Annotated in this window: 7 protein-coding genes; 3 read left to right on the top strand and 4 right to left on the bottom strand. The window is 66.8% G+C overall.

All coding sequences use genetic code 11. From position 1 onward, the window contains the following. Genes ACWNZ3_RS01200 through ACWNZ3_RS01190 form a run of 3 tightly spaced genes read left to right on the top strand, consistent with a single transcriptional unit; the run spans position 1 to position 5,710 of the window. On the top strand, positions 1-897 hold the full coding sequence (locus ACWNZ3_RS01200; RefSeq protein WP_496901874.1) for a DUF58 domain-containing protein: 897 nt from the start codon (positions 1-3) through the stop codon (positions 895-897). Then, a complete protein-coding gene (locus ACWNZ3_RS01195) occupies positions 894-3,668 on the top strand; it encodes a DUF4159 domain-containing protein (RefSeq protein WP_496900917.1) in 2,775 nt (924 codons plus the stop codon). Before ACWNZ3_RS01200 ends, ACWNZ3_RS01195 begins: the two co-directional genes overlap by 4 nt. Continuing rightward, positions 3,665-5,710, top strand: coding sequence for a hypothetical protein (locus ACWNZ3_RS01190; RefSeq protein ID WP_496900916.1), 2,046 nt, complete (start codon positions 3,665-3,667; stop codon positions 5,708-5,710). Before ACWNZ3_RS01195 ends, ACWNZ3_RS01190 begins: the two co-directional genes overlap by 4 nt. Before the next feature lie 30 nt (positions 5,711-5,740). Here the strand turns inward: ACWNZ3_RS01190 and ACWNZ3_RS01185 are convergent, their stop codons facing one another. The 4 genes from ACWNZ3_RS01185 to ACWNZ3_RS01170 form a co-directional block, all read right to left on the bottom strand. Further along, positions 5,741-6,652, bottom strand: coding sequence for a nickel/cobalt transporter (locus ACWNZ3_RS01185; RefSeq protein ID WP_496900915.1), 912 nt, complete (start codon positions 6,650-6,652; stop codon positions 5,741-5,743). After that, positions 6,637-7,287 (bottom strand): DUF1007 family protein, encoded by a 651-nt coding sequence (locus ACWNZ3_RS01180; protein ID WP_269366912.1) that lies wholly within the window; start codon positions 7,285-7,287, stop codon positions 6,637-6,639. The genes ACWNZ3_RS01185 and ACWNZ3_RS01180 overlap by 16 nt, the downstream gene beginning before the upstream one ends. 81 nt (positions 7,288-7,368) lie before the next feature. Further along, complete coding sequence (pbpC, locus tag ACWNZ3_RS01175; RefSeq protein WP_496900914.1) at positions 7,369-9,393, bottom strand: penicillin-binding protein 1C; 2,025 nt, start codon at positions 9,391-9,393, stop codon at positions 7,369-7,371. Further along, on the bottom strand, positions 9,390-14,828 hold the full coding sequence (locus ACWNZ3_RS01170) for an alpha-2-macroglobulin family protein (protein ID WP_496900913.1): 5,439 nt from the start codon (positions 14,826-14,828) through the stop codon (positions 9,390-9,392). The genes pbpC and ACWNZ3_RS01170 overlap by 4 nt, the downstream gene beginning before the upstream one ends. Positions 14,829-14,956: the final 128 nt, after the last annotated feature.

Below are 14,956 nucleotides of genomic sequence, written 5' to 3'. Positions count from 1 at the left end.
ATTGCCCCTGGCGGTTACACCCCCGCGACCCTTCGCACCGAGGGGGAGGAGGAGTCAGCCCGCCTGCCCGCCCTGCTGGCGCGTGCCGAACATCTGGCGGGAGCCGTTCTGCTGGGTGCACATGGCCGCAGGCGCGCGGGCGTCGGCGATGATTTCTGGCAGTACCGTCCGGCCCAGATTGGCGACAGCCGCCGCATGATCGACCACCGCCGCAGCGCCATGGGCGATCATGAATTCGTGCGCGAACGGGAATGGCAAATTGCCCAGTCGGTGATGCTCTGGCTCGACCAGGGTGCCTCGATGCGGTTTTCCAGCGATTCCAGGTTGCCGCAGAAATCCGACCGCGTCCGCCTGCTGGGCCTGGCGCTGACGATCCTGCTGCTGCGGGGCGGCGAACGGGTCGGCCTGACCGGCACCCGCCTGCCGCCGCGTCGTGGCAACCCGCAGTTGCTGCGGCTGGCCGAGGTGTTCTGCCAGGATGACAATGCCGATTACAGCCCGCCGGAGCACCGGGCGATGATCCCTCATGCGCGGGCGGTCTTTATCTCGGATTTCATGGGCGACATGAGCGGCGTGAAACTGGCCCTGACCAAGGCGGCGGACCGGGGCGTGCGCGGCGTGTTGTACCATGTGCTTGATCCCTCCGAAGAGGCATTTCCCTTCCGGGGACGTACGATTTTCGAAAGCGTGGGCGGAACCCTCAGGCATGAGACGCTCAAGGCGAATGACCTGCGCGACCGCTATCTGGAGCGGCTCGCCACCCGCAAGGCAGAGCTGCAATCGCTCTGTGCGGTGACCGGCTGGCGCTATGGGTTGCATCACACGGATGCCTCCGCGCAAGCGGCGCTGCTGTGGCTTTATGCGGCGCTGGATGCGCGTGCGGGGGTGGCGGCATGACGGTATTGGGTGGCATCGGTTTCACGGCACCCTGGTTGCTGATTGCTCTGGCGGCCCTGCCGATCCTCTGGCTGATCCTGCGCGCGGTGCCGCCTGCGCCGATCCGGCGGCGCTTTCCGGGTGTGGCGCTGCTGCTGGGTCTCAAGGACGACGAAAGCGTCTCTGACCGCACACCCTGGTGGCTGCTGCTGCTGCGGATGCTGGCGGTTGCGGCGATCATTCTGGGCCTTGCCGGTCCGGTGCTGAACCCGCAGGAGGATCAGGCGCAGGGCACCGGTCCGCTGCTGATCGTGCTGGATGGCACATGGGCGGGGGCAACCCGCTGGGCCGAACAGATGCAGGCTGTCGAAGCGCAGCTTGCCCGTGCCGCGCGGGCCAATCGCACGGTGGCTGTGCTGGCGCTGACCCGCCCGGAGGAACCGCTGTTCCAGGCGGCCGATGTATGGCGCAGCCGGCTGGCGGGGTTCACCCCCGCGCCATGGCAACCCTCCCCCGCCGATGTTGCGCGGGCCACGGCAATCGTCGATCAGATGGCGGGTTTCGATACGCTCTGGTTCAGCGACGCGCTGGATTATGAAGGCCGGGATGAGATGCTGGAGGCGCTTCAGGCGCAGGGCGACGTGGAGGTCTACCAGACCGCGGCAAATGTGCTTGCCATCAGCCCGGCCACCTATGCCGACAGTGTGATCAATCTTCAGGTTGCCCGTGCCGCGCCCGGTCCCGCCCGCGAGGTCACCATCCAGGCAGAGGGGCGCGACCCCGCCGGGAACGCGCGCATCCTTGCAACGGCAAACGGGTCATTTGCCGAGGGCGAGACCCTGGGCGAGGCCGAGCTTTCCCTGCCAGCCGAGATGCGGGGACGTATCACCGGGTTTGTGATCGCGGGACAACGCTCCGCCGGTGCGGTGACGCTGGTGGACGATGCCCTGCGGCGGCGCGAGGTGGCGCTGATCGGCGGGCGTGGCGACCGCGAGGCGCTGCAGCTTCTGTCACCCCTGCATTACATCGAACAGGCGCTTGCCCCCACCGCCGACCTGATCGACGGGTCGATCGCCGATGTGCTGCCCGCCAACCCCGATGTGATCGTGCTGGCCGATATCGCCACCCTGTCGGAGGCCGAGGCGGCGCCCCTGACCGAATGGATCGAGAACGGCGGCATGCTTGTCCGTTTTGCCGGCCCCCGCATCGCGGCAAGCGACGTCAGCCGCATCGACGAAGACCCGCTGATGCCGGTGCGCCTGCGGGCAGGCGGGCGCAGCGTGGGTGGCGCGATGAGCTGGGGCGAGCCCAAATCGCTGGCCCCGTTCCGCGATACATCGCCCTTCTTTGGCCTGCCGGTGCCGGACGACGTGACAGTTACCGCCCAGGTCGTCGCGCAACCCGATCCGACCCTCGCCGACCGGGTCATCGCCTCGCTCAGCGACGGCACGCCGCTGGTCACCCGCAAGACCGTGGGCCAGGGGCAGATCGTGCTGTTCCATGTCACTGCCACGGCGGAATGGTCCACCCTGCCGCTGTCGGGTCTCTTCGTCCAGATGATGGAACGGCTCGCGGTGTCCTCTGCTGCGGCGCAGCCCGATGCGGGCGATCTCAGCGGGACCACCTGGACGCCGCTGCGGATCATGGACGGCTATGGCACCCTGTCCGACGCGGGCACGCTGCCGGGTGTGGACGGGGCCGATCTGGTCAGCGCCCCTGCCGGGCCGGCCCTGCGCCCGGGCATCTACGCCAATGCAGACCGCAGGCTGGCCCGTAACGTGTTCACCGCCGACAGCAGGCTGATCCCGGCCAGCTGGCCCGCCGACGTGCCCCTGCGCGGCCTTGCCGTCCCGCCGGAACAGCCGGTGGCAGGCTGGTTGCTGAGCCTCTCCATCCTGTTGCTGCTGGCGGATGTGGTGGCATCCCTGGCGCTGTCCGGGCGCCTGCTGGGCCGCCGTGGCACAACGGTGATCGGCGCATTGGTGCTTGCGATCTGCCTGCCTCACGGCCCGGCGGATGCGCAATCAGCCGAGGCGGATGCATTTGCCCTTGCCGCCACGGTCGAGGTGTCGCTGGCCCATGTGATCACCGGCGACGCGGAGGTGGATGAAATCGCTGCCGCCGGTCTGCAGGGGCTTTCCGACGTCTTGTTCTTTCGCACGTCGGTCGAACCGGCACCGCCCACGGCGGTCAACCTGGAAACCGACGAACTGGCGTTCTTTCCGATCCTGTACTGGCCGATCACGCCCAATCAGCCGCGCCCCTCCGCCGAAGCCTATTCCAGGCTGAACACCTATCTGCGGTCCGGCGGCATGATCCTGTTCGACACGCGGGACGCGGATATCGCGGGGCTGAGCGGCACCAGCCAGAATGGCCGCAAGCTGCAGGACCTTGCCGCGCTGCTGGACATTCCGCCGCTGGAACCGCTGCCCGCCGATCACGTGCTGACACGCACATTCTACCTGCTGCAGGACTTTCCGGGCCGCTACAACAGCCGCGATGTCTGGGTAGAGGCTTCACCGCCCGATGCAGAGCAGATCGAGGGGATGCCGTTCCGCAATCTCAACGACGGTGTCACGCCGGTGGTGATCGGCGGCAACGACTGGGCCGCGGCCTGGGCGGTGCGCAGCGACGGTGCGCCGCTGCTGCCGATCGGGCGGGGATATGCCGGTGAACGGCAAAGGGAGCTTGCCAACCGGTTTGGCGTGAACCTGATCATGCATGTACTGACCGGGAATTATAAGTCGGACCAGGTCCATGTGCCTGCCCTGCTGGATCGGCTTGGCCAATGACCGCAACTGTCGTCTTTGATCCCCTTGTGCCCATGGCGCTGCTGCTGGTGGTGGCCATCATCGCCGCGCTTTCGATCATCCTTGCGATCCTGCGGGGGCTCAATGGCTGGGGCCTGCGGGCCGGCGCGGCGCTGGTGGTGCTCGGGGGGCTGGCAAACCCGTCCTACCAGCAGGAAGACCGCGCGCCGCTGACCGACATCGTCTTTCTGGTGGAGGATGAGAGCGCCAGCCAGACGCTGGGCACGCGCACCGCGCAATCCGATGCGGCGGCAGAGGCCCTCGCGGCGCAGATCACCGCCCGCCCGAACACGGAACTGCGCCGCATTGCCATTCCCGATGGGGAGGGTGACGCAGGCACCGAACTGATGACCACCCTGTCAAACGCCATGGCGGAAGAACCGCGCGCGCGCATCGCGGGCATTCTTGCGATATCCGATGGGCGCATCCATGATGCCGATCTGCCCGTTGACCTGCCCGCGCCCCTGCACCTGCTGATGAGCGGTGAAGAGGCCGACTGGGACCGCCGCCTGACCGTCCGCAACGCCCCCGCCTTTGCCATCATCGGCGAACCGGTCACCCTGACGCTGCGCATCGACGACCTTGGCGCCGCCCCTGCAGATGAACCTTTGGTGCAACTCGACATCTCCATCGACGGGGACCCGCCGCAAAGCTTCCGCGTCCCGGTGGGCGAGGATCTGAAGCTGCCGGTGACCCTGCCCCACGGCGGGCGCAACGTGATCCAGTTCACCCTGCCGGAAGCAGATGGCGAACTGACCGACCGCAACAACACCGCGCTGATCCAGATGAACGGTGTCCGCGACCGTTTGCGTGTGCTGCTGGTGTCGGGCGAGCCCCATCCCGGCGGGCGCACCTGGCGCAACCTGCTGAAATCGGACAGTTCCGTCGACCTGGTGCATTTCACCATTCTCAGACCCCCCGAAAAGCAGGACGGCGTGCCGGTCAACGAACTGTCGCTGATCGCCTTTCCGACCCGCGAATTGTTCATGGAAAAGATCGAGGACTTCGACCTGATCATCTTCGACCGCTACAAGCGCCGGGGCATCCTGCCTTCGCTCTACCTGGAGAATGTCGCGAACTATATCCGCAAGGGCGGTGCCGTGCTGGTCGCCGCCGGCCCGGACTTTGCCACCGCCGACAGCCTGTACCGCTCGCCGCTCGGGACGGTGCTGCCAGCCACGCCGACCACGGCGCGGGTGATCGAGGAACCCTATTTGCCCAAGGTCACCGAGATCGGCAAACGGCATCCGGTGACGGCCGATCTGCCATCTTCCGGCGACTGGGGACGCTGGCTGCGCCAGATCGACCTGACCCAGCCAAAGGGCAATGTGGTGATGCAGGGCGTCGACGACCGCCCGCTGCTGGTGCTGAACCGGGTGGAGGAGGGCCGCGTGGCCCTGCTGGCCTCGGATCACGCCTGGCTGTGGAGCCGGGGCTACGAGGGCGGTGGGCCGCAATTGGAGCTGCTGCGGCGGCTGGCGCACTGGATGATGAAGGAACCCGAACTGGAGGAAGAGGCGCTGACCGCCACCGCCGAAGGCCAGACCATGCGCATCCGCCGCCGCACGCTGGAGGAAACAGTGCCCCCGGTCACGGTCACCGCACCGGACGGCAGCACCGTCGAGCTCACCCTGGAGGAGGTCTCCCCCGGCATTTTCGAAACCGTCTTTCAGGGGCCGGAGATCGGGCTCTACCGGCTGGCGAACGGCGATCAGAACGCTGTCATCGGCCTTGGCCCCGCCGCGCCTCGCGAATTTGTCGAAACCATTGCCAGCGATGAAGTCATGCGCCCGCTGGTGGACAGCATGCGTGGCGGTGTGGCACGGCTGGAGGACGGGTTGCCCAAACTGCGCGACGTAAGGCCCGGACGGCCCGCCGCAGGACGGGGTTGGCTGGGCCTGACCCCGCGCGATGCCTTCGAGACCCGCGATGTCACGCAAACGCCGCTGCTGCCGGGCTGGCTGGTTCTGGTGCTGTCGGTGCTGCTGATCACCGGGGCTTGGCTGCGCGAGGGGCGGCGCTGAGCTGACCGGCCCGTGTCGAAGCGGCTGCCGCTACAACGCGCGGACCAACAGCCCCCCGGCCAGGACAATCACGGTCAGCCCTGCCATCACCTCAAGCGCCGCAGCGGTCTTAGCGAGGCGGGCAGAGCCGCTGATGCCTGCCAGCAGACCGCCACGCAAACCGCCCGCCGTCAGCCCGACGGCAATGGTAACAACCGCCGTCCCCAGCGCCATCGCAAAGGCCCCGCCGATGCCCAGGCCGCCGATGCCCATCTGCCAGGTGATCACCAGCACAAACAGGGCCCCTGTGCAGGGCCTGATCGCGATCCCGGCAATCAGACCAATTGCCGCGCGCAGCGAATGCACCTGCTGAACCTGTTCCAGGGTCGGACCATGGGCATGGCCACATTCCTGACAGACACCGTGATCATGGCCTGCGCCGTGATCGTGGTGGTGAGAGGTGCCCGATGGCCGGGCAAATGCCTTGCGTGAACCGCGCAGGAACAGCCAGAGACCGATGGCGGTAATGGCCGCATAGCTGGCGGGGGCCATGATGTCTTCGGTCACGCCAACCAGGGCCTCGCGCCCGAGATCAAGGGCCAGAACACCGGTATAGACCAGCACGACAGCCGCCACGGCCTGCCCCAGTGACGCAAGCCCCGCGATCACCGAGAGGCGCAGCATCGGTACGTTGCTGCCCATCCCATAGCCGCCGATCAGCACCTTGCCGTGGCCCGGCCCCGCCGCATGGGCAAGCCCATAGGCGAAACAGGCCCCCAGCAAGGTCAGCACCGCGCCCTCATCCCCTGCCCGCGCCGCGCGCAGGGCACCGGCGATGGTGTTTTGAAAGGAGCGTTGCAATCCCGCAGCCCAAAGTGCGATCTGGTCAAAGCCGCCAATCGCCCAGAACGCCGCAAGCAGCACCAGAACCGCGACCGCGGCAAGGGTCAGGATGCGCCGCATGTGACAATCACCGTCGACGCCAGATCGGCCCCGATGTTGGGAAGTCCGGCCTCATCCGGGTCGGTTTCCGCATCCAGCGCGGCCAGCTCGTCGCGGACCGCCATAAGCCCCTTGTTCAGATCCGGCATCTTGACCCGGCTGCGGCAATTTTCGGTCCCCTCGATGGTGACGGGCAAAGTCACGTCATAGGCGGTGTAATAGGTCCGGTCATAGGGTTTCACCTCAAAGGCCGCGCCTTCTGCCGAAGCGCCTTCGATACTGCGGAAATGGGTCGTGACCACGCGGCCATGCGTCAGTCTGGCCGTATAATTCCGGGGCCCGGACAGGTGCAGCGGTTTCGTACCCTGCATGATCTCCAGATCTCCGTTGAAACCTTCGATCCATTGCATGTCGAATCCGGTCAGTGCGGCCTGTTCCGCCTCTGTCAGCTTGCCGTCGAAATCCGCATCCAGCTCCATATCCTCGGTGACCAGAAGGGAATAGAATTCATCGTAGGCCCAGGTCACTTCGACCTCGGTCAGACGTCCCTCCGGGTCAAAATGAAAAGCAAGGCCGGTATCCACAAAGATATGTGGATGTGCCGTCAGCCCGGAGGCCGATACGCAGAAAAACAAGGTGGCCAGCAGTCGTTTCATCACCGCCAGTCCTAGCGCAAGCACCTGCGGCCAGCAATGGCGGGCAAATGGCTGTGGCACGATTTGGCCAAGCGGCGCAGGTCAGTCCAGCCTGATCTCGACCGCCGCTCCCCGGCCGGTCGCGTCAATCACCTGAATGCGCGAAAACCCCGGCCCCAGCGTCGACAGCATCGCATCGCGGCGGCGCACACCGGTCAGCACCGGCGCGCCGTTCACCAGCACCGTCATCGGCAGGACACCGGCCCGCCATTTCAGCGGAATGCCGTCGCCGCTTTGCCGCAGGACTGCGCCGTCGGGCGGGAATGTGACCATGGGCGCGCGGGCATCGCCGGTAAATGCCGCGTCACGGGGCCGGAACCGCTGCAAGGGCTTGGGCAGGGAAGCCGTGCTGAGGATCAGGGTTTCGGGCGGTGGCACCGGCAGCGGGCTGCGCGTTGCGGCCAGACGGCCAAAGGTCTCGAACAGGAGGGGCGCGGCAAGGTCGCCGCCGAATGCACCGGGCACCGGGGTGCCATCCGGCCTGCCAAGCCAGACGCCGACCACATGGGCGCCGTCAAACCCGATGGCCCAGGCATCGCGGTGCCCATAAGACGTCCCGGTCTTGTAGGCGATCTGCCCCGGGCGCGCCGCCGTGCCGGGCGGCGGGGTGATACCGGCAAGGATATGACCCACCTGCCAGGCCGCCGCCCGCGACATCATGCGCCGCTCGGGCTGCTTTTCGGTGCCTTTGCGCCAGACCAGCGGCTGCGCCCTCCCGCCGGAGGCAAGGCCCGCATAAAGCTGCACCATGTCATTCAGCGTCAGCCCCACGCCGCCCAGCGCCACCGCCAGACCCGGCTTGCCCGACAGCTGCGGCCGGGCGCCGCCTTGTCTCAGGCTGGCCATCAGCCGGGCCGGGCCCAGTTCCTGCGTCAGCAGGACGGGCGGGATGTTCAGGGACAGTTGCAGCGCCTCGCGCACCGTCAGCTCGCCGCGGTACTGGCCATCGAAGTTCTGCGGCGCATAGCTGCCGAAAGCCACCGGTGAATCGTCGATCAGCGTGTCGGGATGCGCCAGCCCCTGATCAAAGGCCAGCCCGTAGATGAAGGGTTTCAGGGTGGACCCGGGCGAGCGGATGGCCCGCGTCATATCGACAAAGCCCAGCGCCCCATCCTCGGCCGCATAGGCCGGTGACCCGACAGAAGCGAGGATGTCACCGCTACGATGATCGGCAACGACGATGGCTGCCGAAACGCCACGCGGCTGGCCCTTGACCGCTCGCCGCGCCAGCGCCTCTACCTGCCGCTGCATCCCGGCATCCAGTGTCAGGTCATGGCGCGGGGCCAGCGGGTCTTCCCGCCGGGCCGCATCCGCCAGATGCGGGGCCAGCCGGACCATGGGTTTCATCGCCGTGGGGATTGCCGCCTTCAAATCCTGCTCCGGTGCATCGAGGCGCGTCAGCACACGATCCCTTGCGGCGCGGGCCTCCGCCGGGTGGCGGTCGGGGCGGCGGGTTTCGGGGGATTGCGGCAGCGCCACCATCAGCGCCGCTTCGGCCTGGGTCAGTCGCGCGGGCGTCTTGCCGAACCAGGCGAGGGTTCCGGCCCGCAGCCCTTCCAGCGGGCCGCCATAGGGCGCGTGGTTCAGGTAAAGCTCCAGTATCTGCGCCTTGGTCAGCCGCCGCTCAAGCGCCAGCGCCACGCGGATCTGGCGCATCTTGCCCGGCCAGCGCCCGGTCCCCGAGTTCTCCAGCAACCGCGCAACCTGCATCGTCAGGGTGGAGCCGCCGGACCGGATTTCCCGCTGCCAAAGGGCCTGCGCCGCCGCACGCAGCAGCGCAACGGGGTCAACACCGGCGTGTCGGTAAAACTGCTTGTCCTCATAGGTGACCAGCATGTCCAGGTAACCGGCATCGACCTGATCAAGGCGCAATGCCAGGCGGACACGACCGTTTTCCACCGGGAACACCCGCATCAGCGCGCCGTAACGGTCATGCACCTCGACCGAGGTTTCAACCAGCACCGGCGGCAGCACCGTCGCCGCCACCCATCGGTCGAAACCATCACGCAGACCGGCGGCCAGCCCTAGCGCAACCACCAGGGCGAAAAGACCATAGCGCCGGATCATGGCGTAACCGTCACCTCGCCGGTATCGGTGTTGGCGCGGTATTCGGGGCGGTACATGTCCTCGACCGTGGCGGCAGGATGGTGATAGGCCCCCGGCGTCACCGCGCGCACCATATAGGCAAGGCGGAACGGCTCCGCGCTGCTGTGATTCACCGCTGCGATAAAGCGGTCACTGCGGAATTCGGCATTCTCCGCCTCCGCCGTCTGCAACCAGTCAAGGCTGCTGACCTCGCCCCCGCGCAACAGGTTCGGATTGTCGATCTCGTAGCCTGCGGGCAGCGGATCGTCCACGATCAGACGCGCCCCCACGTTCTCGAAAGGTGTCACCGTGATCACCACCACCAGCCGGTCACCCGAGGCAACCGGCCCGCTGACCGGCGCACCTTCGGGGGTGAAATAGCTTCGATCAATCGCATAGCCGTAGCCATCCGCCGCCGGCGGCACCTGCGGCACGCCATAGGCCGTCATGGTGATGTCGATGGGCGTGGCGCTGATGTTTTCGATCACCGACAGGCCCGATTGCCGGTCGCTCAGCCGTTTGATCACCGGTCCGCGCGCCTCCTCGCCGTCCACGCGCAGTGATGGCACCGCATCGGGTGAAGCAAGCGCATGGGCCGCCATCACCACCTGCGCGGCCTCCTGCGTCGACAGGCGCTTGTCCTCATTGCGCACCCAGGAGATCAGCGTGGCAGGCTCAACCGCATTGCTGCCCGCCTCCGCGCTCAGCTTGAGCACGGCGGCGGTGTCCCGCAGGCTGGTGCCAAAGTCGGCACGATAGATGCGCCGCTGGTCCCTGTCGCGCAGTAGCAGAACCCCCGCACGCCGGAACATCGCATCGGCGCGCACCGGATCGCCATAGGCGGCCAGCGCCGCGCCAATCTGGGCGGCAGCCAGCGGTGTGCCGAAATCATCGGCCTTTGTGTCAGCATAGTACCGCAGATCACCCATGTTCGCCGCCCCCTCGCGGGCAAGCACCAGCAAGGCATAGGCGACGTCTTCGCCCCCGTTGTCGAAATCCGGGGCATAGGCGATGCGGTTGCGCAGGTTGTCCATGGCGATACCAAAGGCGGTATCGGGCACCTCGTATCCTTCACCCCGGGCCCGGGACAGAAAATCCGTCACATAGGCGTCCAGCCAGAATTCCCCCGAGGAGGCATTCCAGAGGCCAAACGCCCCGTTGCTGGACTGCCGGGTCAGCACGCGCGCAATTGCAGCGTCGATCTTGGCGCGAATGCGCTCCGGCTCGCCCAGTCCGGCGGCTTCGGCCATGGACGACAGGTACAGCAGCGGCATCGCCGCCGATGTCACCTGTTCGGTACAGCCGTAGGGATAGCGATCCAGCTGCCGCAGCAGCCCCGGCACGTCGAAACGCGCCAGTGGTCCGGCCGTCAGGGTCGCCTCGCCCGTGCCGGGGCGCATGCCGGCAAAGACGTTGTTGTCGAAGGTAAAGGTCTCGCCCACGCCCAGCGCGAATTTGCGGGTGATGGCAGTTTCGGGATCGTTGTCACGCACCGGCATGGTCAGCACCTTGCGCAGGGTGGTGCCATCGGGGGTCTGCAGACTGACGGTAATCAACGGGTCGCCAATCTCGCGCCCGGTCACCGGTATCTCCAGGCGCAGGGTGCCGTCCCGGTCCAGACTGACCCGCTGCGGCACATCTCCCAGGGCCACGGCGGCATCGGCCACCACGCTTAGCGGCATGTCACCTGCGGGGCCTTCGGCATGGACGAATTCCAGCAGCAGGCGGCTGTCGTCACCCGGGGCCAGGAACCGCGGCAGGGAGGCGGTGACCACAACCGGATCGCGCGCGATCACATCCGTGTCGGCATCCCCCACGGCGCTGCCGGACCAGGCAACCGCCATCAGCTTGATCGTGCCGTTGAAGGAGGGCTTGATGATCTCGACTTCGGCCCGGCCATCAGGGCCCACGGCCACCGGACCGGCGAAGAAAGCCATCAGTTCCTCGGTCGGCGGCGGCGATTGCACCTGCGACCCGCCGGATGCATCCCCACCAGAGCGGACCGCGCCCAGCGCGCCGTTCATCCCGTCGATGAGACGGCCATAGACATCGCGCATCTCGACGCCCAGCCGCCGTTGGCCAAAATAATGGCCGTTCACGTCCGGCGCTTCGAACCGGGTGAGGTTCAGAATGCCCTGATCCACAGCCGCAAGGGTGACATATGCCGTCTCTCCCGGTTGCACGCCTTCGACCAAAACGGCGGCACGCATGGTGCCTGCCTGACCGTCCACTACCGCGGGGGCATCAAAGCTGACCTGCAGCTGCTTTTGCCCCGGCTCCACCGCGGCATGAACCAGCCCAAGACTGCGCGCCGGGTTCAGGCCCGCACCCACATCCATGCCCCGCAGCACCGAAGCGGTCACATAGGCCCCGCTGCCCCAATCCTCCGTCACGGTCAGGGGCAGCACGTTCTCGCCCCTGGTCACGGCGACAACCTTGCGCTCGATCACCCGGTTGGACAGCACCGTCAGGATCGCAACACCATCGCCATCGGCCATCAGCCGCACCTGCACCGGATCGCCCACCGCAAAGACATCGGCATTGAGCGACATTTCCAGCCGGTCCGGCGTGTCGGTCTCGCCATCGCCCCCGTACCAGCCCGAATAGAACTGCACCGAGGACACCGCATAGGGCGTGCCAATGCGTTCCACGATCAGCTCATATTCGCCCCATTGCGTCGGCGTGCTGATCCGCGCGGGTTCGGCCCCCAGCGTTGCCTCGCCGGTCGCGGCTCGGATGCGGCGCACGGTCGGCTCCCATTCCCAGCTGCCGTATTGCTGATACCATTGATAGCGCGTCTCGACCTTGTTCAGGGTCCAGCGGACCTGCATCGGGGCCATGTCCCCCTGGGGTGTCACCGCGATCAGGTCAAATCCGGCATCGCCACCCTCTGGCAGGGTCCCCTCGAAGGCCGGTTTGATTCCGATCATCGTGGCCTGCGGCGTGACCGGTTGGGTCAGGCGGCGTTCGACCGGGCGGCCGGACCCTTCGGAGACCTGCAGGATGATCTCGGCCTCCAGCGGCAGCCCGGGATCCTCATCAAGGGTGGGGAATTTCAACGCCAGCGTTGCGGTCCCTGCCGCATCGGTCACCGTGTCGTCCAGCGCCGAGGTGCGGGTGCCAAAGGCCGCATCATGCGGACCAAAGCTGTAACGCTCCCATCCCGGCAGGGACCGCGTTGCCCGCAGGCGCAGGTCGCCACGCACCGGCAGGTCGGCCCCCGGTGCACCGAACAGATAGCGCACATCCACCCGCAGGGGCGGGCGGCTGGCCAGCGTCAGGGGGGCGTCGGGCAGGGTCATCTCGAAATCGAGGCGCTCTGGCAGGAAATCCTCCACCAGCACGGTCTGGCTGGCCAGTGGCGGGGCATCTACATCCGACAGCACGTCGATGCGCCAGGCACCGCGCGGCACATCCCCGCCCAGCGGCAGGGCAAAGACATGGCCGCCGGCCTTGGCATTCTGGCTGAGGTGGCGGGAATATTCGACGCCGTCGGGCCGCCTGAGGATCGCTGTCACCGGCAGGTCCGTCAGCGCAGCGACCTGCCCGTCACGGGTCAGGGCGGTGGCATAGATCGTCTCGCCCACGCGATACGCGCCCCGGTCCGTTGTCAGGAACGTGTCGATGGGCGGCGCGGGCGGATTGCCCTCCACCCCACGGTCGGACAGATCAAAGGCCGGATCGGTCAGCGGCAGGAAGGCGATATCCGCCGTGCCATCCTCTGCCACCAGCAGCGCCGGTGCTTCGGCACCGGACCCGCGCGTCAGACCGGCGGCAAAACTGGCAAAACCCTCCGCATCGGTGGTCACCTTCCCCAGCACCGCGTTGGCGCGGGAAATCAGGCTTACCCGGATGCCCGCGCGCGGCGTGGCATCGGCCAGACGCCGCACAGCCACATGCAGCCCGTCGACCCCGGACCAGGTCGACAGCCCCAGATCGGACAGCACGAACCACTGGGTTGCCGCCGGATGGTCATAGGGGTCCTGCCCGGGCACCGCGGCGCTGAGCGCATAGATACCCGCAGGCTGGTCAGCCAGCACATCGCCCATCGGCAGCCGCGTTGTCATGTCCATATTCAGCTCGTTCCGGGTCTCGCCCTTGCCATGCCAGACTTCCTGGGCGAGATCGCTGGAAAACTGCTCCGCCTCATAATAGCTGAGCGGGCGGCCAAAATAGCTTTCCCGGATCGTGCGGACCAGATTGCGGTCGCTGACACGCAGCAACACGAGATCCAGATCGGTGACATTGACCGTCTCGACCGGCAAGGCGGCATCCGCCGCACGTGGCAGCACATAGGCACGGCCCGGAAACCGCACCTGCGGATCGCGGTCACGTATGTAAAGCCGGAGGCGCACATCCTTGTGCAATGTCTCACCGCTTTGCGCCGGCAGACCCTTGCGAAAGGTCACGTCATAGCGCGTTCCGTGTTCCACACCGTCGATGCACAGCTGGCTTTCGTCAGCCTGCACAACCAGACCGCGCTGCTCGACCTGGACGAAGGGTTCATAATCCTGCCCCACCTGCACCAGCTTTTCCGAGAATTCGGCACAGATGCGCGGGGCGGCGGCATTGTTGTCCACCCGGTGCTCCGTGATGCGAAAGCCGTATTTTCCGATCGCATCGTCCAGCGCGGTTTCCAGCTCCTCCCGTGGCGACAGCGACAGCGCCAGCCGCAGCGCCGGGATCATGTCACGCCCGCGCCGGTTCTCCTCAAGCGCCAGTGCCATCGCCGACAGGGCATCGACCTGAACCGCCGCATTATCCGCGCGCAGATAGGCGTTGGTCGCCGCCCGCAACGCAACCCGGTTGCGCTCTGCCCGCTCGCTGTTGCGCAGCTGCTGCGCCCGCACCAGCGACAGCCGCGCCATGCGCGCCCAAAGGTCGGCCCGGTCGGTCGCCGCAACCGCCTTGCCCGCCCATGCCAGCGCATTTTCCGTATTGCCTGCCTGTTGCGCGCTGGTCATTGCGGCAATCAGGTCATCTGCCGTTTCCGGCCCAAAGGAATACCGCCGCGCATTGCTTGCGACCAGCGCCCGTGCATTTACCAGGTCTCTGCTGTCCAGGAACGACAGATCTGCCGCGCGCGCCGCTGCGATGGCCAGAACCGCCGGATCGGTCGCCACCTTGCGCGCCGACATGGCCCCCTCGTAGGGCTGCCGGTCGGATATGCCGGATTTCGGGAAACAGGCATTCGACCGCGCGTTGAAGGTAAAGGCGACGCAGGCATCCTGCGCGGAACAGGCACGCTGGCAGGCGTCCTGCGTGGTATCAAAAAGGTTGGTCAGGTCCGCGCCGTAAAAATCCACGTCACGTGAAAACAGGAAACGATGCTCGGGCACCGCAGTTTGCGCCCAGAGCGGCCCGGTCAGCAGGAAAAGCAGCAAAAGAGGCAGACGCAGGATGCGGAAAATCGACATGACAAACTCCGGTTCTAAATGCGGCCATGGTCGCATGGCATCCGATTCCCGGCAAGGCTTCGCCATCCATTAGCAAGATGTTCACCATGTCCGGCGAAAGTGCGGGAAACCCGGGCAGAAGCCTTTCG

This window comes from Sulfitobacter sp. IGS-18 (assembly GCF_059628195.1).
The sequence above is the reverse complement of the archived record's forward strand: the minus strand, read 5'-3'. Positions and strand labels throughout refer to the sequence as shown.